Source organism: Moraxella sp. CTOTU46711 (genome assembly GCF_031975715.1).
In the GTDB taxonomy this organism is placed as follows: domain Bacteria; phylum Pseudomonadota; class Gammaproteobacteria; order Pseudomonadales; family Moraxellaceae; genus Faucicola.
On the sequence record NZ_DALYMP010000001.1, the window covers coordinates 826,176 to 850,321 of the forward strand.

The 24,146-nt window shown below is 44.2% G+C and carries 20 protein-coding genes and 1 tRNA gene; 14 read left to right on the forward strand and 7 right to left on the reverse strand.

The features are described from left to right. Positions 1–58: 58 nt before the first annotated feature. Complete coding sequence (locus RTJ53_RS03565) at positions 59–1,006, reverse strand: pilin (RefSeq protein ID WP_312275859.1); 948 nt, start codon at positions 1,004–1,006, stop codon at positions 59–61. Positions 1,007–1,130: 124 nt separating this feature from the next. Here RTJ53_RS03565 and trmB point away from each other — a divergent pair, with 124 nt between their 5' ends. Continuing rightward, entirely contained in the window at positions 1,131–1,970 is an 840-nt protein-coding gene (gene trmB / locus RTJ53_RS03570; protein ID WP_312275860.1) for a tRNA (guanosine(46)-N7)-methyltransferase TrmB, read from the forward strand. A 209-nt stretch (positions 1,971–2,179) separates the two neighbouring features. After that, positions 2,180–3,667: a sodium/proline symporter PutP gene (gene putP / locus RTJ53_RS03575; RefSeq protein WP_312275861.1), complete on the forward strand. Its 1,488-nt coding sequence runs from the start codon at positions 2,180–2,182 to the stop codon at positions 3,665–3,667. Between the two features lie 205 nt (positions 3,668–3,872). Here the strand turns inward: putP and RTJ53_RS03580 are convergent. Beyond that, positions 3,873–3,949: transfer RNA gene (locus RTJ53_RS03580), tRNA-Met, on the reverse strand. A 346-nt stretch (positions 3,950–4,295) separates the two neighbouring features. Between RTJ53_RS03580 and RTJ53_RS03585 the strand changes: the two genes are divergently transcribed. From RTJ53_RS03585 to RTJ53_RS03610, 6 genes are all read left to right on the forward strand, one after another. After that, complete coding sequence (locus tag RTJ53_RS03585) at positions 4,296–5,465, forward strand: PhoH family protein (RefSeq protein WP_312275862.1); 1,170 nt, start codon at positions 4,296–4,298, stop codon at positions 5,463–5,465. Between the two features lie 3 nt (positions 5,466–5,468). After that, complete coding sequence (ybeY, locus tag RTJ53_RS03590; RefSeq protein ID WP_312275863.1) at positions 5,469–6,080, forward strand: rRNA maturation RNase YbeY; 612 nt, start codon at positions 5,469–5,471, stop codon at positions 6,078–6,080. Between the two features lie 8 nt (positions 6,081–6,088). Continuing rightward, positions 6,089–7,183 (forward strand): asparaginase, encoded by a 1,095-nt coding sequence (locus RTJ53_RS03595; protein WP_312275864.1) that lies wholly within the window; start codon positions 6,089–6,091, stop codon positions 7,181–7,183. Positions 7,184–7,243: 60 nt separating this feature from the next. Next, entirely contained in the window at positions 7,244–8,050 is an 807-nt protein-coding gene (gene truA, locus RTJ53_RS03600; protein WP_312275865.1) for a tRNA pseudouridine(38-40) synthase TruA, read from the forward strand. Positions 8,051–8,178: 128 nt separating this feature from the next. Beyond that, complete coding sequence (gene infA / locus RTJ53_RS03605; RefSeq protein WP_007116282.1) at positions 8,179–8,400, forward strand: translation initiation factor IF-1; 222 nt, start codon at positions 8,179–8,181, stop codon at positions 8,398–8,400. Positions 8,401–8,645: 245 nt separating this feature from the next. Continuing rightward, the gene (locus RTJ53_RS03610) at positions 8,646–10,160 is read left to right on the forward strand and encodes an outer membrane protein transport protein (protein WP_312275866.1); all 1,515 of its coding nucleotides are present in this window, start codon (positions 8,646–8,648) and stop codon (positions 10,158–10,160) included. Between the two features lie 133 nt (positions 10,161–10,293). Here the strand turns inward: RTJ53_RS03610 and RTJ53_RS03615 are convergent, their stop codons facing one another. Both RTJ53_RS03615 and RTJ53_RS03620 read right to left on the reverse strand, forming a co-directional pair. Further along, positions 10,294–11,385 (reverse strand): energy transducer TonB, encoded by a 1,092-nt coding sequence (locus RTJ53_RS03615; RefSeq protein ID WP_312275867.1) that lies wholly within the window; start codon positions 11,383–11,385, stop codon positions 10,294–10,296. A gap of 133 nt (positions 11,386–11,518) precedes the next feature. Beyond that, positions 11,519–11,689, reverse strand: a complete 171-nt coding sequence (locus RTJ53_RS03620) for a DUF2256 domain-containing protein (protein ID WP_007116285.1) — start codon at positions 11,687–11,689, stop codon at positions 11,519–11,521. A gap of 233 nt (positions 11,690–11,922) precedes the next feature. Between RTJ53_RS03620 and RTJ53_RS03625 the strand changes: the two genes are divergently transcribed. Continuing rightward, on the forward strand, positions 11,923–13,482 hold the full coding sequence (locus tag RTJ53_RS03625; protein ID WP_312275868.1) for a cryptochrome/photolyase family protein: 1,560 nt from the start codon (positions 11,923–11,925) through the stop codon (positions 13,480–13,482). A gap of 191 nt (positions 13,483–13,673) precedes the next feature. Here RTJ53_RS03625 and RTJ53_RS03630 read toward each other — a convergent pair whose 3' ends face one another. Then, positions 13,674–16,163, reverse strand: coding sequence for a glucose/quinate/shikimate family membrane-bound PQQ-dependent dehydrogenase (locus RTJ53_RS03630; RefSeq protein ID WP_409418130.1), 2,490 nt, complete (start codon positions 16,161–16,163; stop codon positions 13,674–13,676). A 508-nt stretch (positions 16,164–16,671) separates the two neighbouring features. Between RTJ53_RS03630 and RTJ53_RS03635 the strand changes: the two genes are divergently transcribed. From RTJ53_RS03635 to pncB, 4 genes are all read left to right on the forward strand, one after another. Then, on the forward strand, positions 16,672–17,649 hold the full coding sequence (locus RTJ53_RS03635; RefSeq protein WP_312275869.1) for a DUF1852 domain-containing protein: 978 nt from the start codon (positions 16,672–16,674) through the stop codon (positions 17,647–17,649). A gap of 49 nt (positions 17,650–17,698) precedes the next feature. After that, positions 17,699–18,754 carry a methionine synthase gene (locus RTJ53_RS03640; RefSeq protein ID WP_312275870.1) on the forward strand — a complete coding sequence of 352 codons (1,056 nt, stop codon included), beginning with the start codon at positions 17,699–17,701 and terminating at the stop codon, positions 18,752–18,754. Positions 18,755–18,774: 20 nt separating this feature from the next. After that, a complete protein-coding gene (locus RTJ53_RS03645; RefSeq protein WP_007116291.1) occupies positions 18,775–19,281 on the forward strand; it encodes a flavin reductase in 507 nt (168 codons plus the stop codon). 88 nt (positions 19,282–19,369) lie between these two features. After that, positions 19,370–20,566 carry a nicotinate phosphoribosyltransferase gene (gene pncB, locus RTJ53_RS03650; RefSeq protein ID WP_312275871.1) on the forward strand — a complete coding sequence of 399 codons (1,197 nt, stop codon included), beginning with the start codon at positions 19,370–19,372 and terminating at the stop codon, positions 20,564–20,566. 103 nt (positions 20,567–20,669) lie between these two features. Here pncB and RTJ53_RS03655 read toward each other — a convergent pair whose 3' ends face one another. Further along, positions 20,670–22,124, reverse strand: a complete 1,455-nt coding sequence (locus RTJ53_RS03655; protein WP_312275872.1) for an NAD-dependent succinate-semialdehyde dehydrogenase — start codon at positions 22,122–22,124, stop codon at positions 20,670–20,672. Between the two features lie 339 nt (positions 22,125–22,463). After that, positions 22,464–23,408 (reverse strand): alpha/beta hydrolase, encoded by a 945-nt coding sequence (locus RTJ53_RS03660; RefSeq protein WP_312275873.1) that lies wholly within the window; start codon positions 23,406–23,408, stop codon positions 22,464–22,466. Positions 23,409–23,564: 156 nt separating this feature from the next. On the opposite strand from RTJ53_RS03660, the gene RTJ53_RS03665 reads away from it, so the two are divergent. Then, entirely contained in the window at positions 23,565–24,011 is a 447-nt protein-coding gene (locus RTJ53_RS03665; protein ID WP_312275874.1) for a BLUF domain-containing protein, read from the forward strand. The last annotated feature ends 135 nt before the right edge of the window (positions 24,012–24,146 follow it).

The following is a 24,146-nucleotide window of genomic DNA, read 5'->3' on the forward strand; positions in this document are numbered from 1 at the left end:
GTTTTTTTGAAAACCACCGCCATCGCATCGTCTAGTGGTTGTAAACACAACGATTTTATCAGCGCTCGGCAAGCATACACTGTTTGGGGATTTGCTTGCGATTGAGTGAGGTGATACAGCCCCAACTACCATCGACTTTACTATCACCAATGCGGTACATGGTCAGCGTTTGACCATTGAGCCAGCGATTGGGAAACGGCACGCCTCGTACTGTCGCTTGGATCATGCAATGACTGTCAGTTGGAATACTTTCTGCTTGGGTCAGCACTTTTAGCACCACTTTTTGGTTATCTGTGCTTAGCGGTGTATTGACAGGACATTGACCGGTGGCTTTGTAGATGGCATCGACTCGTCCCTGTGCGCTTTCTACGATATCAAGCACCTCAAACAGCGTGGCATTGGCTTTTTGTTTGGCATAAATCGGCAAAAACTGCACTTGTATTACAAACAAAGAAAACGCATAAAACCCAAACGCCAGCGCCAAACCCACCAAACTTACCCCGCCGTGCCTGCGGATATGAGCCAGCTGTTTTTCCTCATCCCGCGGATACATTTCAATCGCATCGGCGATTTCACGGCGCGCCATCCGATAATAATAAGCATCGCTCCAACGTGCCACCATCACCGACCAAAACAGCCATATCGCAAGCCCAATGCCAATACGTAGCGGCATACGAATTGCTTCATCAAGATTGCGTATCAATAAATATTCTATCGCCACCAAAATGATGGTGACATTAAGCTGAATAAATGACCATCCCGCCACTGAATAGACAATGCTATCTAAGAATCGCTTACGGTATAACAGCCAAGGAAACGTCATCAAAAACCCTGCCCAATGCCACTTAGCCGTCAATCGTCTTGCCTGATCAAACTGGGCAAAACGCTTGAGATAATACGCCTGCGAGCGATTGCCGATAAAGGCTTTGTCATACATCAGGCGCTGTTTATCAGTTAGCTGTGGCTGCCAAAATGGCGGCGGTGATGTTTTTTCAAGAAATAACATGGCGATTAGGGATTATCCATTGGTTGTTTTCACTTGTTGAGGTTTTCACTTTTTGGGGTTTTCACTTATAATAGCCGAATTTTATCACAACTACCCTTTATCACACCAACTACGATTTTTGCAAATGATGACACCCCAACATACCCAAACTTCTGAGACAGTCGATGCGGCTAAACCCGATGCCCAATACCTTTCTCCCAATCTCTCCACTACCCCACAACCGAGTGATGAAAACCTTGATTCATCCCCGCACTATCGCGCCATTCAAACTTTTATGAAACGCAAAACCCATGTGGGCAAAAAGGCAGAAGCTGGGTTACAGTCAGACTTTGCCCATTTTTTTGTCCAGCCCAATTTGGATGCAATACAAGCAATGGATATCGGTGGCATAACCAATTTGCGTGAGCTATTTTCAAACCCTGATGCGCCTTTGACAGTTGAAATTGGCTTCGGTATGGGCACAAGCTTGGTGGAAATGGCAAAAAATGACCCGACACGAAACTTTGTCGGCATTGAAGTGCATGAGGCAGGACTGGGTAATTGTGCATTTTTGGCAGGGGAACTGGGTCTAAATAACCTCAAACTCATCAGTGGCGATGCCATTGCCCTGATGCAGCAATTACCAGCGGAGCATATTGACACGCTGCAGTTGTATTTTCCTGACCCTTGGCAAAAAAAGCGCCATTATAAACGCCGTTTTGTCAGTGCTGATCGTATGCGGGTGGTGGAACGGGTGCTTAAAAATGGCGGCATATTTCATGCTGCTACAGATTGGGAACATTATGCCCACTGGATGATTGAAGTCATGGATAGTTTAACCGCGTTTGCAAATGTCGAAGGCAAAAACAGCGAAGGTATAGGTAACTTTTTGCCGCGTCCCGATTTTCGCCCACTGACTAAATTTGAAAAACGTGGTATGGAGGAAGGTCGCGCTATTTACGATATTATGTATCGCAAAGTCTAGCGCGTTGACAATTTTATGCCATAAACAGGATAATCAAAGCGATTATCCTTTTTTTATGCCTAAAATTTTTCTACAATGTGACTTTTCGTTATTAGATGGTATCTATCAGGATGTCGATTAGCGTGTGATGCCACGTAAAATCTCTATGACTGCTATCAATTTTTAGTGGTTTTATTACCTTGAATCGGGATGACCTTAGGAGTGATGGGATGACACCCGTTTATATTACATTTACGTTGTATTTGATTTTGGTATTGGGCATCGGGTTTGCGGCATATTTTGCCACGCGTAACTTTGATGACTATATTTTGGGTGGCCGTAGTCTAGGCAGTTTTGTGACCGCGATGTCGGCGGGTGCTTCAGATATGTCAGGATGGCTGCTGATGGGGTTACCTGGGGCGATTTATGTATCAGGGTTGAGTGAATCTTGGATTGCAATTGGCTTGGTGATTGGTGCGTATTTTAATTGGCTTTTGGTGGCGGGTCGACTGCGGGTGCATACTGAGTTTAATAACAATGCGCTAACTTTGCCTGAATACTTTCACCACCGCTTTGGCGCCAACAATAAATTAATTAAAATTGCTTCGGCGGCGATTATTTTGTTTTTCTTTACCATTTATTGCGCCTCAGGCATTGTTGCAGGTGCGCGGCTATTTGAAAGCTTGTTTGAAATTGACTATGCCACGGCTATGTGGCTAGGGGCATTTGCCACCATTATCTATACCTTTATTGGGGGATTTCTGGCAGTAAGCTGGACGGATACTATTCAAGCAAGCTTAATGATTTTTGCGCTGGTATTCGCACCCATCATGGTTTATTTAAACTTAGGCGGTATGGATGAAATTCATGCGGCGGTCAGTATGGCGGCACAGGCAAATAACAAAAACTACGGTAACTTGCTGTTTGGTACGTCATTCGTCGGTATCATCAGTGCGGCTGCTTGGGGCTTGGGTTATTTTGGTCAGCCGCATATTTTGGCGCGTTTTATGGCGGCAAATTCGGTAAAATCACTCAATAATGCCCGCCGTATCGGTATGACTTGGATGATTTTATGCCTAGCAGGCGCGGTGGCGGTCGGTTATTTTGGGCTTGCCTACATGACGGTGCATCCTGAGCAAACTGCCATTTTAAAAGATAACAACGAGCGTATCTTTATCGGTTTGGCACAATTGTTATTTAATCCTTGGATTGTCGGTGTGGTATTGTCGGCTATTTTGGCGGCGGTCATGAGTACCCTCAGCTGTCAATTATTGGTATGCTCAAGCGCGATTACAGAAGATTTTTATAAAGGGTTTATTCGCCCTACTGCCACGCAAAAAGAGCTGGTTTGGATTGGTCGATTCATGGTGCTTTTGGTTTCAGCAATTGCCATTGTCATCGCCCAAAACCCAGATAGCAAAGTATTAGGATTGGTCTCTTATGCTTGGGCAGGTTTTGGCGCGGCGTTTGGTCCTGTGGTGTTGATGTCGTTATTTTGGCGACGTATGACTGGCACAGGTGCGTTGGCGGGCATGCTCGTAGGCGCGTTGACGGTCATCGCTTGGAAACCATTAACCGGTAGTAGTCTTTATGAAATCGTACCAGGCTTTATTTTAGGCATGATTGCCATATATGTGGTGTCGCTATTAACGCCCGCATCTGACAAAGTCATGGCACGTTTTGATGATGCCAATAAAGCCTATAACGCTGCTCGTTAATATTGAATAACAATTTAAATAGTAATTTAAATGACAAAAGGGTGATACAGCTATCGCCCTTTTTTTGTTTTTTCTTTTTCGTTATTTTTTTATCGTCAAATGACAAACAACCAAATGACAAACAACAAAAAAACCAAACATCAAAATGCTTGGCTTAGCAAAATACGGGACTTGTCAAAATAGCGTGCGTTGAGTTATTTGCAAATGGTGGCGATGAAGAGACTTGAACTCTTGACCTCACGATTATGAGTCGTGCGCTCTAACCAGCTGAGCTACATCGCCATGTTTGGCAAATTTGCAAGATTTAGGCAGAATTTTGAAAGTATTTCTTGCCTGTCATGGGGTGCATATTATGCGTATTTAACCCTATGTCGTCAAGCATTTTGTCACATTTTTTTTCATTTTCTCAAAATTTAATTTTTTGCCCGTTATGGCTGAGCATTGCCTGACTGTTGGCTTCAAAATCACTTGAAATGACAAAAACCCGTGAACGTCACTTGAATTTTTGCATATATTTACCATAATAGTATCAACGTGCCAAAATATTATATTGGTTACTGTCATACTCCCCTAATCTCTCAACATTATGATTTATCACAACTATAAAAACCCATAAAAGGAAGCACTCTTGAGCGATACCATCAGCAGAACGGTCGATTTATCATCTCTAAAAGCCCACCAACTCAAAACCCTATTGGGCGAATACAATAACCACATTAAGTACCTTGAACATCGCCTGTCAGTGCACATTCACCAGCGCAAAACTGATTTTGTGATTTCAGGTGAGCTTGATTCAGTCACACGTGCTGAGCGTATTTTGGTACAGCTTGCCGATGAAGCACAAAGCAACGACGTCATCTCGCCAGAAGATTTGCACCTGCTCGTGCAAACGAGTTTTAGCCGTGAGCAAGATTTAGCGCTAGAAAATGATGCCGCTAGCGAAAATGGCAGCGAGCGCGCAGATAGCACTGAATTTACCCCGATTAGTTTGAGAACCCGTAAAGGAAAAATCATCCCACGTGGTTACAACCAACAGCAATATGTCAAAAAAATCTTGCTCTCTGATGTCTCGTTTGGCGTAGGCCCTGCAGGGACGGGTAAGACTTACTTGGCGGTGGCTTGTGCGGTGGACATGCTAGAGCGCAATGAGATTGAGCGTATTTTGCTTGTACGCCCTGCGGTAGAAGCAGGGGAAAAACTGGGCTTTTTACCGGGGGATTTGACCCAAAAAATCGACCCTTATTTACGCCCACTTTATGACGCTTTATATGAAATGCTAGGGTTTGAAAAAGTGGCAAAACTGATTGAAAAACAAGTCATTGAAGTAGCCCCTCTCGCCTACATGCGCGGTCGTACCTTAAACAACTCGTTTGTGATTTTGGATGAAGCACAAAACACCACCCCTGAGCAGATGAAAATGTTCTTGACTCGTTTGGGCTTTGGCTCCCGTGCGGTCATCACGGGCGATATGTCACAGGTGGACTTACCTCGCGGCACCAATTCAGGCTTGCGTCATTCGCTAGAAATCTTGGCGAATATTGAAGAAATTCATGTGACGCGGTTTGATAGCAAAGATGTGGTACGCCATCAATTGGTTCAAAAAATCGTGCAAGCCTACGATAAATACGATGAAGCGCAAGAAGCGATTAAAGAAGCCAAAAAGCAATCGCGCCTACTTGAACAAAGCCAAGCACAGTCACAAGCCGCAAGTTCGGCTATCGGGGTAACGGATAACAATGCACCGGTTGATAAAGCTCCGATTGATAACGCACCCATTGATATAGGTATCGTGGAGTAACTTATGTCATCAACTTTGCCAACCCAAATTGATTTAACAGATGATTTAGTAGGCGCTTTGCCGCAAGCGCCAATGAGTCAAGTGATAATTAGCTTTGCTGAAAGCTTAATTGCGCTGCCAAATTTTGGCGAACTTGAAGCCTTGTACCAACAAGACAAGATTGTCGCTATTTTGCAGCAAGTGCTGCAGTATTTTGAAACCCATCAAGACACCACCGAAATACCTAGTCAACTGGGTGAATTTATCTTCCAAAAAACCGTTGAATTAGAAATTTATGTCACGGAGTCTGTGGAAGCTCGCGCTATCAATTTGGATGCGCGTGGCAAAGACTACGCCACCAATATTTTATCCTATGCCAGTGAATTGCCTGAAGCTGTGCTAGACTTGTTGCCCGCATTGCCGCTAGGTGAACTAGTGATTTGCCATGCGGTGGTGGTCAGTCAAGCCGCTGAGCAAGGCAAGACCATTGAGCAGCATCTGACCCACTTGCTGGTGCATGGTATGCTACATTTGCTGGGTTTTGACCATGAACTTGGGCAAGCTGAGCAAGATGAAATGGAAGCGATTGAAATCGCTGTCCTTGATAAGTTATCCGTTGCCAATCCTTATGAGTAAAATTTCAATTGAGTAAATCTATCACCAAATCAGGTATTGGCATCATCTACGCGGGCGGCACTTTTGGCAGTTATGGCAAACCGCTTGCCAGCTTAGATGCTGATATTTTCTTACCTGTGTTATCACAGATCTTACAGACCCATTTTGCCACTTACCCAAACCATGCACACGACCCTGTGGATTGGCGGATACTGGATAATGATATCATTAAAGACAGTAGCCAGTTAACGCCTGCCGATTTTGCGCATTTTTATCAATTGATACTACAGGCCATTGCGCAAGGGCTTCGCCAATTTGTGGTGCTAACAGGCACGGATACGCTCAGCTACCTCGCGGCTTTTTTGGCAGAGTGTTTTGCTGGTAGTCATATCAGTATTGTGGTGACAGGGGCAATGAGACCTTTGCTTGATAGCAATGTGTTAACCGATTACCTTATCGACGCGCAGAGCGATGCCACGCAGAATTTATTTGATGCTTGCAAACTAGCCCGTCATGGTGAGCCTGGGGTGCGGGTGTGTTTTTCTGGTGAAGATTGGCCTGCGCAAACGGTGCAAAAAATTCATAGCCATGATTTAATGGCGTTTGTGGGGCACCACCGTGCTGGTTATCCCGCCAATAGCTATACCTCAAAAATCACCCAGGCTCAGCATCAACTTTGGCTAGAAGATCGGTTTAGTCAATTGCCGCAAGTCTTTGACAGCTTGTCCCATGCCAACATTGCCACACTCTATTTGACGCCCGTAGATACGCATTTGCTCGCCACTCGCTTGGATAATTTATTGGCTGAAAAACCTGATGCCATCATTATTTTGGCATTTGGTGCAGGCAATGTGCCGTATGCCGAATCCATCAAAACCCAATTATTACAGGCGAAAAAACAAGGCTGTCTGGTTGCAGCAACCACCCAATGCGCGTATGGCGGCGTCAGCCAAGCGTATGAAGCGGGGGCATGGCTGGCTCAGTGTGAGGTTTTGATGACGGGGCGGTTGACCTTACCTGCAATATTTGCGCGTCTGCTTTGGTTGATTGGCAGTTATGATACCCCTGCTCGCCGCCGTCAGCGCTGGGCGCATTGTCTAAAAGATACCCACACCGTCGCCTAATAACTGATTAGTTGTTATACTAGGCTTTTTATCGTATGTTTTGGCAAAATTGGCTTTTTTATGACTGTAAATACTTATGCGATCAGCATCGAATTTATTGGTACTCGCTATCGCGGCTGGCAACGCCAACAAGAAGTTGATAGTATTCAGCAGCATGTTGAAGCAGCGTTATCAAAGATAGCCAATGAACCCATAGAAGTCATCGCTGCGGGTCGTACTGATGCCGGCGTCCATGCGTCAAATATGATTGCCCATTTTCAAACCAGTGCCACACGTCAGCCTTATAATTGGCTGCGTGCCGCAAATTCTCTGCTACCTGATGATATCGCAGTGCGCTGGATACAAGTGATGCCTGCTGAGTTTCATGCGCGCTTTTCTGCGATTGCTCGACGCTACCGCTATATTACCCTCAACCACCCCTTTCGACCTGCGATACTCAATCAGCAAATTACCCATGAATATGCCCCGCTTAATGTCCAACTGATGCAGCAGGCAGCGACCTATCTGGAAGGCACTCATGATTTTACCAGTTTTCGTGCCGCTTCCTGCCAATCTAACCAGCCTGTCCGCCATGTCCATTTTGCCAAATTAATTCAGCATGGTGAGCTGTTGGTACTGGATATCCAAGCCGATGGTTTTTTGCATCACATGGTGCGAAATATTATGGGTACGTTATTTGAAATTGGGCGCGGTGAACAGCCAGTCGCATGGATTGAAGCATTGCTACTGAGCAAAAATCGGTCACTTGCCGCAGCGACGGCTTCTGCCGATGGGCTGTACTTTATCAACGCGCTGTATCCACCCCAATTCCAATCACTGTTACCGGCAACAAGGCTATCCCCTATTTGGCTAAATTTGCCTGAATAATATGAATTTTCGCCTACAACTTTCAGCTATTTTTTTTCAATTGATTGATTTAGGGCTTAAAAGTTGCGATAACACACGCATCAGCGTATAATCTGCATTTATAAATTTGACTCATAGATATAGGTATTATGGCAAAAAAAGACGATGTAATTGAATTTGAAGGCGAAGTGGTCGATACTTTACCTAACACATTATTTAAAGTGCGTTTAGAAAATGGGCATGAAATTATTGCGCACATTTCTGGAAAAATGCGTAAAAACTATATTCGTATCTTAACAGGCGATAAAGTTAAAGTTGAAATGACACCTTACGACTTATCGAAAGGACGTATTACTTACCGCGGTCGATAGTTGTTTAGCTAGATATAGTCAGTAAAAAGAGGGTGTTAACTCATTGGGTTAACACCCTCTTTTTTTCGTGACTGCTCAGGTCAATAAATTCTTACAAAAATGTGATTCTACGGTTGTCAATTGTTAAAATTTTGATTATTCTTTACCTAACCAAAGGAAGGTATTACGTCAATTCTAATTTATTGATAAGTTTTTATTAAATTAGCTGTTAGACGTGATGATTAAAATCAAACAGGGAGCTTCACATGTCATTTAAAATTTCTTCTCTTGCGCTAGCCGTTGCTACGCTTTCTACTGTTTCTATCGCAAACGCCGCTGGTCTAGACCGCTCTACCCAACCAAGCTGGGCTTTTACCGAGCAAGGTACTTTTGCCTATGTTGAGCACATTACTATTGATCCAACAATCGAAGGTAAAGATAACGCAAAGGTTGCGACGACTGACGCAAATTTTACCGCTGGTCGCAATGTCCCTGACATGGCCGACGATTACCAGTTTTTAAATTTTGGCGCAAAAGCCGATGTCAATGACACCATCAGCGTAGGGGCATTTTTTGACCAGCCTTGGGGCGCAGATGTTGAGTTTTCTGGCGATAACAACTTTGTTGGCACGCCAACTGCGGTTATTGGTGGTATCTATGCTCAGGCAGCAGCAGGATTGCAAAATGCAGGTATTGCACTGCCTGTTACCAATGCTACAGAACTACAAACCGCTATCTCAACCATCCAAAATCAAGTTAATGCAGGGCAAGCGCAATTAGAGGCAGCAAATACTCAATTAGCGAGAGCTCAAGCCGCTTTGGCTGCTAACCCTGCATTAGCACCTGTTTTAACACCACAAATTACTGCACTTCAACAAGGGATTGCTGCAGGTACTACCCAAGTTGCGGCTGGCACACAAGCAGTTAAGACTTTATCTACCGCACAAGCGGCTTCACAAAATTTATCTAACGTCACAGGTGCAACCAACGTTTCTATCAGCAGCCAAAATTTCACAGGACTGTTGGGAGTAAAACTGGGTGAAAAGAAAAATATTCAAATTTATGGTGGTCCTACGATTCAGCGTTTAGAAGGTGATGTTCACTTACGTGGTAACGCTTATAAAACTGCCTCTGGGTATGATGCAAATATTACGCGTGATACGGCTTATGGCTGGATGGCTGGGATTGCTTATTTAAAACCTGAAATTGCCCTTAAAGCCGCGTTAACCTATCGCTCTGAAATCGACCACGATGTCACTATGACGGAAAATCTTCCTGCACTTGGTGCAGCGGGTGTGGGCACCAATGAGATTACTATCACCACGCCAAAATCTGTTAACTTAGATTTCCAAACAGGTATCAATCCAACAACCCTTTTAACCGCAAAAGCACGTTGGGTACCTTGGAGCGATTTTGCGATTAAACCAAAAATCTATGGTAGCGCAAGCGGTTTAAATTTAGTTTCTTATGACGATGACGCTTGGACTGCTGAAGTCGGTCTAGGTAAAAAACTATCGCCACAATTAGCTATTTCGGGCGCTGTGGGTTATGACTCAGGTGCAGGCAATCCCATCACTTCTCTAGGACCTGTGGAAGGTAACTGGAATGTGGGCTTGGGAGCAAAATACAATTTGACACCTGAATGGGCTATCTCAGGCGGCGTTAAATACTTAATGTTTGGTGATGCCAAAGCAAAACTACCCGATGGTAGCATTGTTGGCGATTTCCAAGACAATGATGGCTGGGTATACGGCGTACGTTTATCCTACCAAAAGAAATAAGCTAAGTTTCAATAACATGAAAGCCAATCTGTTCATCAGGTTGGCTTTTTTATGTGTCTAGTTAATCAATATTGACACAGTAAGCCATTAATGATCATTACATAGATGCCGCTTCAACAACATATTGTAGGGTTTAATTTGCAAGATTGGTTAGGGCTATCGTGAGATTACCAATGCTTGGTGCCGTGACGCCATTGGCTTTTCTTGGGTAAAGTTTGGCTTTTTGCACTTGTTGGCAAATAAATTTATCTACCTCTTGATCACCCGATGTTTGAGTAATTCTGCATTTTTCCACGCCACCTTGGGCATTGACATTGAGTTTTACTTGTAGGCTTGATAGCTGTTTTAGTGTCACAATACGGGACAAATTGGGTGGTAACTGCGTATTAGGTTTTTTCTGCCAACTTGCATCCGCATTGCCAAAGGTGATGGGTGTTGCTGATTTTGGTGACGAATTAATAGCTGGGCTAACGGGCCGATTTGGCGTTTTTTGTATTTGAGGACGCATTGAATCTTCAGATGATTTAGCACGCTCATCGTGAGTTATAGGTTTTAAAGCATTATCGGCATTGGTATGGCTTTGGTTGGTAGTAGCTGAATTGATAGTAGCTGATTTGGGTTGAGCAAGAGATTGGCTATTATTTGAATTTATTTTGCGTTCTATTTGCGTCCCTTGCTGTTGTTCATAGTTGGCGTTATTTTCACGCACGTTCATTAATGGCTCGCTAGGAATATCTTGTGATTTTTTTTGAGATTGAGTTTGGCTTTGACTTTGACTTGCTGTAGATAACGAAGTTTTAGGTTGACTGGCTTTTTTTTGGTTAGTCGAATTATCTATCGTTGGACTGAATTCGATTGGCTTGTGGCTACTATTTTTTGCTGGATGATTCACCAGTTTAGCGGGTGTAGGGTTTGGTGTTGATAACGATTTTTCCTTAATATCAGCCGCTTGTGTGTTATCGCTAAGATAAGGTTGTATGGCAGGGTCTACATGATGGATAACCACAGGCGGTTGTGAATAGTAGGTCTGTGAGGGGTGTTGAGGCTTTAGCTGGATAAAGCTAATTTCAAGCGGCTGTATGGTTTGCGGTTTAATCTTTAATTGAGTTTGGTACTGAAAAAATAGATACAGCAGCAGCCCATGTAACGCAGTAACGATTCCGACCACCACTACCCTAATATATAGTTTTGACGATTTGTTATTGGATGATGGGGTAGATAGCATAACAGGGAAATCGCTTGATGCACGCTTTAATGATGGGAGATGACATTGCAATCTTAATATAATTGTGCCATAAATCAAATAGTTAGTTTGCTATTTGATTTTGGGTACACCTGTCATTAATGAGTTTTTAGCGTTATTTTTTTAATTTGCTGCTACGGCTATTACCTTGACAACGCTTTGAGCAATAAATGACATTCACCCAATCTTTTTCCCATTTTTTTCGCCAGGTAAATGGACGCTGACACACTGGGCAGATTTTGCTCGGTAAATCAGATTTTTTAACGGTTTTATTAGAATTTTTCATTATCCCTTTCTATAGATTTACTTAATCGCTGGCTATTTAAGGCGCTTACATCTATTAGCTATTATCTAGTTTAGTTTAGTTGACTTTTTATGTGGGTCATTGCACATTTTTGCAACGGGATAACTGGCTTTTACCGTTATGATGGCGCAATAAACCTGAAAAAATGTCTTGGGAAGCCAAGCCTTTGTTGACATAATACCCTAACGATAAACTGTTGTATTGGGGTAAAGATAATGAGCAGCAAAACGAACTTGATGTGGTTTCGCCAAGATTTGCGCACCTTTGACAATACCGCTTTTGCGGCCTGCTGTGAGCATGCACAGCAAAACCATGCTGGCGTCATCGCCGTGGTTTATTTGACACCCAAGCAATGGCAATCACACCGCAAATCGCTGTGGCAAATTGACTTGATACTGCGGCAAATCCGCGCACTTGAGCAGAGTTTATCTCAGTTAAATATTGGTATTATCATCAGAGTGGTGGATGATTTTGCCTTGCAGGCGACGAATGTGCTTGAGCTTTGCCAGCAGCTTTTTATTAGCCATTTATTTGCCAATCTGGAGTACCCAGTTAATGAAGTTGCCCGCGATCAGTATATCGCCCAGCAGGCGCAGTCGTTAGGCATAGTTACCCAATGGTTTGATGATAGTCAAGTGGTTGCCCCTCAGCGTATCGTCACGGACAAAGGTATGCCGTACAAAGTCTTTACCCCTTTTTACAAGCGTTGGCTTGCGATGATTGAAACTGGCGGTTTAACCCTATCGCCCACCCCTGCTGCCATGGCTATAAATACCACACAACTTGCCAAAGACAGCCGCAATACCAATACCAATACCAATACCAATACCAATGACTATATAACGATTGATGCATTTTATCGCGCTTATCTTACCCCCACCGCTGCACTTGATAAACAACTCAATCACGTGAGTGAGTTAGCACAATTGTTATACCCTGCCGGTGAAGCGGCTGCCCAATCACGACTGGATGATTTTTTAAAAAAACATATCGCTGATTACAATACCGCCAGAGACGTGCCCGCTTTGAATAATCACTTAGGTGCGACCAGTCGTTTATCGCACTATTTGGCCATCGGTATGCTATCGCCAAGATTATGCTATCTCAAAGCCAGACAAAAGCTGAACAGTCAACAAGGACTGGGAAGCGAGAAAGACATTATGCGCTGGATTAGCGAGCTGGCTTGGCGCGATTTTTATTATGATGTTATGGTTAACCGTCCAGATATCGTTAAAGGCAAGGCGTTTTTGACCCCACTCGATGAATCTGTGGCTTGGCGTTATGACCTAGCCGACTTTGAAAGCTGGTATCAAGGTAAGACCGGCGTGCCGCTGGTGGATGCAGCGATGCGCTGTCTCAATGCTACAGGTTTTATGCACAATCGGCTGCGTATGGTCGTGGCGATGTATCTGAGCAAAAACCTACTGATCGATTGGCGTTGGGGTGAGGCGTATTTTATGCAGCATTTGGTAGATGGTGATTTTGCCAGTAATAATGGCGGATGGCAATGGTCAGCTTCCGTCGGTACCGATGCCCAGCCTTATTTTCGGGTGATGAATCCATTTAGTCAGGCGGCAGCGCATGATCCTGACGCCAGCTATATTCAACACTGGGTACCCGAGCTTGCAACAGTGCCAGCTAACATCATCAACGCTGAGCAAAAACTCCAAACCTATCTAAAACAACATCCTCATATCGCCTATCCAAAGCTTGACACCCCAACAAAAGTCTCACGGGCGATGGCGATTGAGGCGTTTAAAAAACCAGTTGAGTAAGCATTAGCGTTAATCAATTGATCATATTAAGGGTTTGCAAGGTACACTATTTAAACGCTCGCTAAAAACCGTGTTGTGTAATTGCTGATATAAATTATGACTAAATACAATTCTCCTTCATCTAGGGTCATAAAAAAAACCACGTTAAGGTGTTAACGTGGTTTTCTTAAAGCCTCAATAAGCCTCAATGACTAATTAGGTAACGCATAGGCAACCATGTAGTCACCCATCTTGGTGCCAAACGAGCCATGCCCGCCTGCCATGATGACCACATACTGTTTGCCATTAATCTCATAAGTCATTGGCGTGGCTTGCCCACCAGCCGGCAAACGTGCTTCCCAGAGTTTGTCGCCGTTGCTGACATTAAAGGCACGGATATAATTATCTTGGGTCGCCGCGACAAACATCACATTTCCCGCTGTCGAAATCGAACCACCCAGTCCAGGTACACCGATTTTTAATGGCGGTAACTGCATCAGTTTTGGCAAGCTATCACGGATAGTACCGATACGTTTTTTCCACACGATTTGATGCGTGGTCAAGTCTACCCCTGCCACATAGCCCCAGCCAGGTTGTTTACAAGGTAATCCGACAGGTGATAAGAAAGGTTTGATTTCAACACCATAAGGCGCACCATACATAGGCTGGACGCCTTGTTCAGTGCCTGCACCTTTTTCTTTTTGTGGACGGTTAGGATCTTGTGGAATCAAAGTACTGACAAAGGGGAGCGCTAATGGATTCATCACCGCGACTTGGCGATCAGGATTGACTGAAATACCGCCCCATTCAAATACCCCTAAATTGCCTGGGAAAACCAAAGTACCGTTTTCTGACGGTGGCGTATAGATACCCTCATAATTGAGTGATTTAAAATACGCACGGCAATATAGCTGGTCAAACATGGTCGCGCCCCACATATCTTTATCCTGTAGCGGATTTGGTGGCGCAAGGTTTAACTCAGAAAATGGCTGAGTGGCAGAGTATTTTTCACCTTTGGTTTGGTTACCGCGTTTGACCGTTTGCGGTACGGCACGTTCTGTCACCGGTACCACAGGTTTACCAGTACGGCGGTCAAGGACAAACACATTGCCCGTTTTGGTGGTGACATAGACCACCGGCGTGGTTTTGCCCGTTTGATCGGTCAATTCTGCAATGGTCGGCTGCGAGGGTACGTCCATATCCCACAAGTCATGATGCGTGGTCTGGAAGCTCCACAGCACTTTACCTGTGGTGCCATTGAGCGCAACAACCGAGTTGGCAAAACGCTCTTGTAGTCGGTCACGATTACCACCCCAAATATCTGGCGTCCCAACACCAACAGGCACATATACGACGTCGGCTTGACTATCATACGCAAGCGGCGCCCATGCATTTGGCGAGTTGTGTACAAATTTTTGCCCAGGTGCTGGGATGGCGTTGGGGTCTTCTGCGCCTGTGTCAAATACCCACATTAGTTTACCCGTATTAACATCATAGCCACGGATAACGCCCGAAGGCTCTTTGGTAGAGAGGTTGTCAGTCACAGACCCACCGATGACAATCGTCGTCCCTGTCACTACAGGCGGTGACGTTGGGTTGTAGCCACCGGGATATGGGTATGGCATATCTTGTTGCAGATTGACTTCACCATTGGTACCAAAATCGCTACAACGTTGACCCGTATCGGCATTGACAGCGACGAGGCGACCATCATTGACTGGCAAAATAATTTTACGCGGGCAAAGCGCCGATTTGGTTTGGCGCGCTTGCAAACTGGCAGCATTTTTACTGACATTGGCGTCATCGTGATACGACACCCCACGGCAGGTCAAATGTTGGAAGGTTTTATCTGATTTGAGTTTCGGATCAAACCGCCATTTTTGTTTACCTGTGGCAGGGTCAAGCGCAATCAAAAACTGATGCGCTGTACAAAAATATAAGGTATTGTTGACTTTAAGCGGGGTGACTTGGTTGGTGGTTTCCCCAGAATCATTGGCAGTTTTAAAGTCGCCAGTACGAAACGTCCATGCTTCTTTAAGATTTTTGACATTGCTATCATTAATTTGGGTCAAAGGTGAATAGCGTGTACCTTCAGGCGTACGCCCATAATCGGTCCAATCGCTAGGAGCAATGCCTGCTAGTGGTTTTGGCGTAGGCTGCGCACGGGTGATGGTACCTTTAATCTCTTGGGGGTCATGAAAAGCGGCATAACCCATCAACGCAAAAATTGACAGAATGACTAAGCCCAAGCCATGTCGAACCGGAGTTATCCAAGTATGATCAAATAACGTTGCTTTAGGCGTTGATAATGGAGTTGTCTGGTTAATTGGCTGATGAGATTTAACATAGCGGGTGATATGTGGCAACCATAGCCAAATCCCCATAAAGGTTAAAATATCCAGTCTAGGTGCGAGCGCCCAAAAATCGCTGCCCACTTCCCATAGCGACCATACTGCTGTCACAACCAATAAGGCAGCAAACAGCCACAGCGCCAATGCAGCGCGTTTTTTAAGTAACACCGCCGTGGCTAATATCCAAAGACCGGCTACCAAGTAGTACCACGAGCCGCCCAAACTAATGAGATAAATCCCGCCAAACAATAATACAAAGCCTATAATGGCAAAAATCGCCATGGTGATATAGGGTGGTTTTACCGTATTGAGTGTTGACGAGGGTATATTTTGATGATTGCTTATTGTCATATCACCCTCCTTATTTTCCCGTGATTATAGATTGGGCTATTCACTCTTTAATGCTACAGACTTGTAGCGTAATGTTGGTAATTGGTAATTTAACCTTTCTGATAAATAATTACTTGTTTTATACCTACAAAATTTATTAATTCGTTGCATAAATTATTTTTTGACTATCAACTTTTATTGAATGTGCAAAGATGCTAACAAAATTAATCTTCATTAACCTCAAAAATACACAGCATCACTAGGTTTTCTGAATCTATGTTAGGGAATTTTGACATCGCTAATACCAAATCTCAGCGCTGCTAAAAAACGGTTAGACACTTTACTAGCCGTTTTTTATTCAAGGAAAAACCTAAAATGAATAAAATTCATCATTTTTAAATTTTAATTCGTTTTTATTCATCTTCATTTTAGCGTATAACTGTCTTTGTACTTTTAGCAGTGACGATTTTTAGTAATCGTAGGGTGCTAAAAGAAAATTTTTTGCACTACTGTTACGGAGATTATATACATGACTTTACCGATTGATTGTCATATCAAAACCATTGCATTTGATGAAAACTACCAACCCGCCAAAGATACTAGGCTGACTACCAACTTTGCCAATCTGGCACGGGGTGAACACCGCCAGCAAAACTTACGCAATACCCTGCAAATGATTAACCGTCGATTTAATGACTTGGCACATTGGGACAATGTGACTGGCGACCGCTATCAGGTCGAGCTTGAGATTGTGTCTGCCAATCTTGAGATAGCGGGCACGGGAGATAGCTTTCCGGCTATTGAGATTTTAAAAACCGTTATCTTTGACACCCAGACCCAGCAGCGAATCGATGGCATCGTGGGTAACAGTTTTTCTTCCTATGTGCGCGATTATGACTTTAGTGTATGGCTGTTGGCGCATAACAAAAACCAGCCATCGTTTAGCGTGCCTGAGCGGTTTGGGGATTTGCATGGTAAGTTGTTTGATTATGTGCTGAACTCGCCTGCCTATCGTGAGCAATTTAACAAACCCCCGGTGATTTGTCTCAGTGTATCGACCACCAAGACTTATACCCAAACCGCCAATTGTCATCCGATTTTGGGCACTGAATATGTACAAGACGCGTATTCGCTGACAGATGAGTACTTTAGCAAAATGGGGTTATCGGTGCGTTATTTTATGCCGCCAAAATCAGTAGCGCCTTTTGCATTTTATTTTAAAGGTGATTTGCTCAATGACTACACCAACCTTGAGCTTATCAGCTCGATTAGCACGATGGAAACGTTCCAAAAAATTTATCGTCCTGAGATTTATAACGCCAATACTGTGGCAGGTCAAAGTTATCAGCCCAGTTTAAATCATGAGGATTATTCACTGACCAAAATCGAGTATGACCGTGAAGAACGTAGCCAGCTGGCGATTCAACAAGGTCAATACACAGAAACCCACTTTATCAAACCCTATCAAACCTTATTACAAAACTGGTTAAATTCCCAAGTAGCTTAATAAGTCGCTTAAGCAGTTTTGCTGACGCCAAACAATTAAAGAGAAAACAATGACTACACTTTTTCCAACATCAACGGCAGGTAGCCTGCCTAAACCAAGCTGGCTTGCCGAACCTGAACAACTTTGGTCACCTTGGAAGCTGACAGACAGTGCCCTTGTCCAAGGCAAACAAGACGCATTATTGGTATCATTGCAGCAGCAACTAGCGGCAGGCATTGATATTGTGAGTGATGGCGAGCAGACCCGCCAACATTTTGTCACCACCTTTATTGAGCATCTAGATGGGGTTGATTTTGCCAATCGCGCTACAGTAAAAATTCGCAATCGCTATGAAGCCAGTGTGCCGACTGTGGTGGGTGCAGTGTCGCGCCCACAGTCGGTATTTGCTGAGGACGCCAAGTTTTTACGTCAGCACACAGACAAACCTATCAAATGGGCGCTACCTGGACCCATGACCATGATTGATACCTTAAGTGACCAATACTACGGCAGCCGTGAAAAGCTGGCTTGGGAATTTGCCACCCTACTCAACCAGGAAGCCAAAGAACTCGAGGCGGCAGGGGTTGATATTATTCAATTTGATGAGCCTGCCTTTAATGTATTTTTTGATGAAGTTAATGATTGGGGCATTGCGGCGCTCGAACGTGCTATCGAAGGGTTGAAATGTGACACTGCCGTCCATATCTGTTATGGTTATGGTATCAAAGCCAATACCGATTGGAAACAAACCTTGGGCAGTGAATGGCGACAGTATGAAGCCATCTTCCCCAAACTACAACAATCGGCGATTGATATGGTGTCGCTAGAATGTCAAAATTCGCGCGTACCGATGGAACTTATTGAATTGATTCGTGGCAAAAAAGTGATGGTGGGCGCGATTGATGTGGCGACGCATCAGATAGAAACGCCTGAGCAAGTGGCAGAGACGCTGCATAAAACCTTGCAGTTTGTGGATGCTAAAAATTTGTACCCTTGTACCAATTGCGGGATGGCGCCGCTACCCCGTCATGTAGCACAAGCCAAGCTGTCTGCCTTAGCACAAGGCGCCAAGCTCATCCGAAATGACTATTTAGCCACGCATCAATTGGACGACCTAATAATTTAAAAAGTACTTTGGAAAACACAATGGTTGACGTTACTGATTTTAGAAATGCCATGTCGATGTTATCGGCTGCGGTCAATGTGGTCACTACCGATGGCCCTGCGGGTCGTCATGGCTTTACTGCATCGGCGGTGTGCAGTGTAACCGATACCCCACCGACCTTGCTTGTATGTATGAATACCGCCTCACGCTCGTATGAATATTTCGTGCAAAACAAGGTATTGGCGGTGAATGTGCTGGCTGATCATCACGCACCATTATCTGCGGTTTTTGCATCAAAACTCGAAGCGCAAGCGCGCTTTGAGCATGGCACATGGCATACCTTGATGACCCAATCACCGATTTTGGACAATGCGTTGGCGAGCTTTGATTGCCAAATCGAGCAAATCCAAGAAGTCGGCACACACGGGATTTTTATTTGTCGTATCGAAGCCATACAACAAGGCAAAGACCAGACAGGCTTGGTGTATTTTAACCGTGAATACCATGCCGTCAATAAAATTAAAGTCGAAACGCCCAACCAACCATAATGCCAAACACTGAGTCAGATTTTGTACAATCCAAGCGAATTAATGCTAAAGTAGTCACTCATATCGATAGTTACAGAATTTAGGATGGGTGATGGCGATTATTAAGTCTTTGCTGGACACGGATTTATACAAATTTACCATGCTACAAGTGGTGCTACACAAGTTTCCACAGACGCATAGCGTATATGCGTTTCGCTGTCGCAACCTTGAAGACACCGCCTATCCCCTATCAACGCTACTCGATGAAGTCAATGCCGAACTCGATGCGCTTTGTGAATTGCGTTTTACAGCTGATGAGTTGCAATATCTTCGTGGTCTGCGCTTTATCAAAAGTGACTTTGTTGATTATCTTGAATTATTTCAACTCAAACGCCGTTTTATCAGAGCGACCCTTGATGCTGAAGGTCGGTTAGACATTCGTATTGAAGGCCCGATGATTCAGGCAATGATGTTTGAAATCTTTGTGTTGGCGATTGTCAATGAACTGTATTTTAGTCACCTTGATCAGCAATCGGCTTGGCAAGTCGGTGAACAACGGCTAAACGATAAAATCATACTGTTACAAGACTATCGTCGCCAAATGGCGGATTATGACGTTCCGTTTTTGCTATCAGATTTTGGTACGCGTCGACGTTATAGTGTTGCTTGGCAAGAGCAAGTGATTGAGCGATTGATGGCAGTGCCGGAAATATTTCGCGGTACTAGCAATGTATATTTTGCCAAACAGTTTGGTATCACCCCGATTGGCACAATGGCACATGAATTTCTGCAAGCCTTTCAGGCGCTCGATGTGCGCTTGCGTAATTTCCAAAAAGCGGCACTCGAAGCTTGGGTTCAAGAATATCGAGGTGACTTAGGTATTGCGTTGACTGACGTGGTCGGGATGGACGCTTTTTTGCGCGATTTTGACTTGTATTTTGCCAAGCTATTTGATGGGCTGCGTCATGACAGTGGCGACCCGTATGAATGGGGCGAAAAAGCCTACGCGCACTACCAACAACTCAAAATCAACCCAAAAACCAAAATGTTAAATTTTAGCGATGGGCTGACGTTGCAGAAGGCATGGGCGTTGTACTTGCATTTTAACGACCGTTTCCAACTTGGGTTTGGTATCGGGACTCACTTGACCAATGATATGGGGCAAACACCGCTCAACATCGTCCTTAAACTGGTGGAATGTAACGGGCAATCGGTTGCCAAAATATCTGACAGCCCGGGCAAAACTATGACCGATAACGATACCTTTTTGGCATACCTGCGCCAAGTATTTGATATTGCTGAGTAAAAGTTCTAAAGCGCTAATTGCAAAAACCAATAAGCTAAATCACCACATTCAATCTTACGCCCAATCATGGCAATGTATGCCATGAATTTGGACGATTTAACTATTATTGCACATCAATACACCAATACTTGGTAGTCACATAATCTTCAATCCCATACTTTGAGCCTTCACGACCGAAACCGGATTGTTTCACACCGCCGAATGGTGCAACTTCGGTTGATAACAGCCCGGTGTTTTGGGCGACCATACCGTATTCGAGTCCTTCACACACTTTCCACGAGCGCGCAACGCTTTGGGTATAGAAATACGCTGCCAGTCCATAAATCGTATTATTGGCATGAGCAATCACCTCATCATCGGTATCAAAAGTAAACACGGGTGCAATCGGACCAAAAATCTCTTGAGTAGCAATGTCCATATCATCGGTGATACCCGTAATAACGGTCGGCTCAAAGCTTAAATCTGACGCGCTGTGTTTCTTTCCACCGGTGACCACGGTCGCGCCTTTATTTACCGCATCTTCAAGTAAATGTTGCACTTTATCTATGGCGTCTTTATTAATTAGTGGACCGACTTCCACACCATCTGTCATGCCGTTACCGACTTTTAGTGCTTCGACTTTTTGTTTAAAAATGGCTAAAAATTTGTCTTTAATACTTGCTTGCACATAGACGCGGTTTGCACAGACACAGGTTTGTCCGGCATTACGATATTTGGAAGCGATAAGACCGCTTGCTGCTTTTTCTAAGTCGGCATCATCAAAGACGATAAAGGGCGCATTGCCGCCAAGCTCCATCGAGAGTTTTTTAACCGTGGACGCGCATTGTGACATCAGCACGCGACCAACTTCGGTAGAGCCAGTGAATGACAATTTGTGGATACGTTCATCTTGGGTGAGCACTTCACCAATCACTGAGGATTTACCGGTGACGATTTGTAGCAAGCCTGCAGGTAAGCCTGCTCGTACCGCTAGTTCCCCTAGCGCCAGTGCGGTCAAGGGTGTTTCAGTGGCAGGTTTGACAATTATGCTGCAGCCAGCGGCTAAGGCAGGGGCCACTTTACGTGTAATCATGGCGGCGGGGAAATTCCAAGGGGTAATCGCCGCACATACGCCAATCGGTTGTTTTAACACCACGTAGCGTAGGTCTTTGTTGGTGGTGGGGATGACATCGCCATAGATGCGTTTGCCTTCTTCGGCAAACCAGCGGATAAAGCTATTGGCATAGCCGATTTCACCACGCGATTCGGTGATGGGCTTGCCTTGCTCAGCGGTCATGATGGTCGCTAAGTCTTCTTTATTTTGGTCGATTAAATCCGCCCAGTTGTTTAAAATAGCGGCACGCTCGTTGGCGGTTTTTTGTGCCCAGTCTATTTGTGCTTTGTGGGCGATGGCGACGGCGTCAACGACTTGGGATTTTTCTAGACTCGGTATATTGGCAATCACTTGGTTGTCAAATGGATTGGTGACATCAATGGTAGTACGATCCGTCGCATCTACCCATTGGTTATCAATGAGGGATTGGGTTTGCAGTAATGAGGGGTCTTTGATTGGTAGCATCAGGATGTCCTGTTCGTTATGTTGTTATGAGGATATTGAGAACTTTTTTATGATAAGCGAGTCAATGCCGTTTATTATAAGCGGATAGCAGCTACCTGCAATAGCGTCATTATGTTGCAGCAGCTGTCTATGAAGTAAAAATTTCAGCAAAGATTGGACAGCAAATGGCATAAATAATTGGATAAAATGCAAACCGAGTCGGTTACGTCAACTCGGTTGTGATTCTCTGATCGCATTTGAGGCTACTGGCTCAGCAGCGGTATGCATCGGATTGCGTTAGGCGCTATAATTTACCGCTACTTTAAAGTTTGTCTTGAAAATTTTTATTAGAAATTTTTCTCAGCGCGCTGTTGGCAAATGCCGCTGCATAAAATCATTGACCTTGTTAAAGGTGGGATAAAACGACTGTAACGGTGTTGCCAGACCAATTACGACGCCTGCATGAGTGGCAGGGACTTGCACCCGTTCCACGTTGCCGCCTGTTTGAGTCAGCGCTTTTTGTAAGCTATCAGCATTTTGTGGGTAGACAAGCATATCTTTATTACCTGTCACCAACAAATGCGGGGGTGCATCTTGACGGATATGATACACAGGCATCACTTGCTGGCGGGTGCTATTGGCTGGAAAGGCAACTTTGGTAGTACCGGTACGAAAATCATAATCATAGGGCCCTGCTAGTCCAATCACGCCTAATATTGCCTTGTTGGGAATGCCGGTGGTTTTCCAAAAACGGTTATCATCCACCGCAGATACCACGTTAAACGCCCCTGCCGAATGCCCCATGACAAACAGCTGATTAGGATTGCCGCCATATTGAGCGATATTGCGATACACCCACCCCATGGCGCTGGCTGTATCGAGCACATAATCTGGGAATACGTTTGCCGGGGCTAAGCGATAATCCACCACCACTGTGGTATAGCCTGACTTGGCAAACTGCTTACCGACAAAGCCATAGGTTTGGCGTTTGCCATGTTGCCAGCTGCCCCCGTATACAAATATCAACACAGGGTGACGCTGACCGTCTGCAGGGGTATAAATATCGAGTTGTTGGCGAGTATCTGTGCCATAGGCAATGTTTTTGACGGTTTTAATACCATTTGATACCGTGCTAGTGCTATCAGCTTTTGCGGCGATTGGTGCGTTTTTTGTCGCCATGGCCTGACAGCCTGTCAAACTTAACCCCACAAGGGCTATAACCGCAGCAGCTCCAAGTTTGTATTTATTTGAGCGGACGGTGGCGGATGACGGGTGTTTTGTAGCGTGGGTCGATGAATTCGGCATAGCTTTCTCTTTTTAAAGTCAGGACGTTTTTAAGTCAGTAAGTTAAATTTGAAATGATTAAATATTTATGTAAGAAAATGGCTTTTTGTTAAGTATAATCGCTTATAAGCGTTAATCAAATGCCCGCTGTAGTGAATTGGTAACAGCGGTAACCTTATGTTGGATATCGTTATGTGTGATGCTATTTATTATTTAACCTACACCAGTAAAATCACCTTACTGGGCGCGATTAATCCGTTTACTTTCAAAACTATCGAGCAGATTTCTAGGCAAAACAATAACGCCCAACACATCACGGGATTTTTGCTATTCAAAAATGGGCATTTTTTTCAATATTTGGAAGGGGATAAGGCATTGGTCAATCACCTGTACCAAAATTTACTTAAAGATTATCGCCATAAAAAGTTAAAAATAATTACTGAGGGTCATCGAGAGCAGCCGCGGTTCAAAAAATGGGATATGTACTGTCTTGACATTGATAAGGATGTGAATAATTTATCCATTAGCCGACTATTTCAAGCATTTACTCCCACCGATTGGCAGTCATCGGAGGTGAACGAGCTAATCACAGATATGCAAACACAGCATCATAAAAATAATTAAATTTTTTACCCTAAAAAGATTTATAAACTTTAATTTATTTTTGTATGAATTAAGGGTTATACTTTAGTTTAGACAGATGATGCTAAATTAATCATAACATTAAAAAATTATTATGCTACACTCAAAGTAACATAT

What these genes read in the sequence shown, in the direction of transcription:
- RTJ53_RS03565 (WP_312275859.1), bottom strand. Translation starts at nt 1,006, where the DNA reads ATGTTATTTCTTGAAAAAACATCACCGCCGCCATTTTGGCAGCCACAG.
- truA (WP_312275865.1), top strand. Translation starts at nt 7,244, where the DNA reads ATGACTGTAAATACTTATGCGATCAGCATCGAATTTATTGGTACTCGC.
- RTJ53_RS03640 (WP_312275870.1), top strand. Translation starts at nt 17,699, where the DNA reads ATGACTACACTTTTTCCAACATCAACGGCAGGTAGCCTGCCTAAACCA.
- RTJ53_RS03660 (WP_312275873.1), bottom strand. Translation starts at nt 23,408, where the DNA reads ATGCCGAATTCATCGACCCACGCTACAAAACACCCGTCATCCGCCACC.
- RTJ53_RS03635 (WP_312275869.1), top strand. Translation starts at nt 16,672, where the DNA reads ATGACTTTACCGATTGATTGTCATATCAAAACCATTGCATTTGATGAA.
- RTJ53_RS03610 (WP_312275866.1), top strand. Translation starts at nt 8,646, where the DNA reads ATGTCATTTAAAATTTCTTCTCTTGCGCTAGCCGTTGCTACGCTTTCT.
- RTJ53_RS03665 (WP_312275874.1), top strand. Translation starts at nt 23,565, where the DNA reads ATGTTGGATATCGTTATGTGTGATGCTATTTATTATTTAACCTACACC.
- ybeY (WP_312275863.1), top strand. Translation starts at nt 5,469, where the DNA reads ATGTCATCAACTTTGCCAACCCAAATTGATTTAACAGATGATTTAGTA.
- RTJ53_RS03625 (WP_312275868.1), top strand. Translation starts at nt 11,923, where the DNA reads ATGAGCAGCAAAACGAACTTGATGTGGTTTCGCCAAGATTTGCGCACC.
- RTJ53_RS03620 (WP_007116285.1), bottom strand. Translation starts at nt 11,689, where the DNA reads ATGAAAAATTCTAATAAAACCGTTAAAAAATCTGATTTACCGAGCAAA.
- RTJ53_RS03645 (WP_007116291.1), top strand. Translation starts at nt 18,775, where the DNA reads ATGGTTGACGTTACTGATTTTAGAAATGCCATGTCGATGTTATCGGCT.
- putP (WP_312275861.1), top strand. Translation starts at nt 2,180, where the DNA reads ATGACACCCGTTTATATTACATTTACGTTGTATTTGATTTTGGTATTG.
- infA (WP_007116282.1), top strand. Translation starts at nt 8,179, where the DNA reads ATGGCAAAAAAAGACGATGTAATTGAATTTGAAGGCGAAGTGGTCGAT.
- RTJ53_RS03630 (WP_409418130.1), bottom strand. Translation starts at nt 16,163, where the DNA reads ATGACAATAAGCAATCATCAAAATATACCCTCGTCAACACTCAATACG.
- trmB (WP_312275860.1), top strand. Translation starts at nt 1,131, where the DNA reads ATGATGACACCCCAACATACCCAAACTTCTGAGACAGTCGATGCGGCT.
- RTJ53_RS03615 (WP_312275867.1), bottom strand. Translation starts at nt 11,385, where the DNA reads ATGCTATCTACCCCATCATCCAATAACAAATCGTCAAAACTATATATT.
- RTJ53_RS03655 (WP_312275872.1), bottom strand. Translation starts at nt 22,124, where the DNA reads ATGCTACCAATCAAAGACCCCTCATTACTGCAAACCCAATCCCTCATT.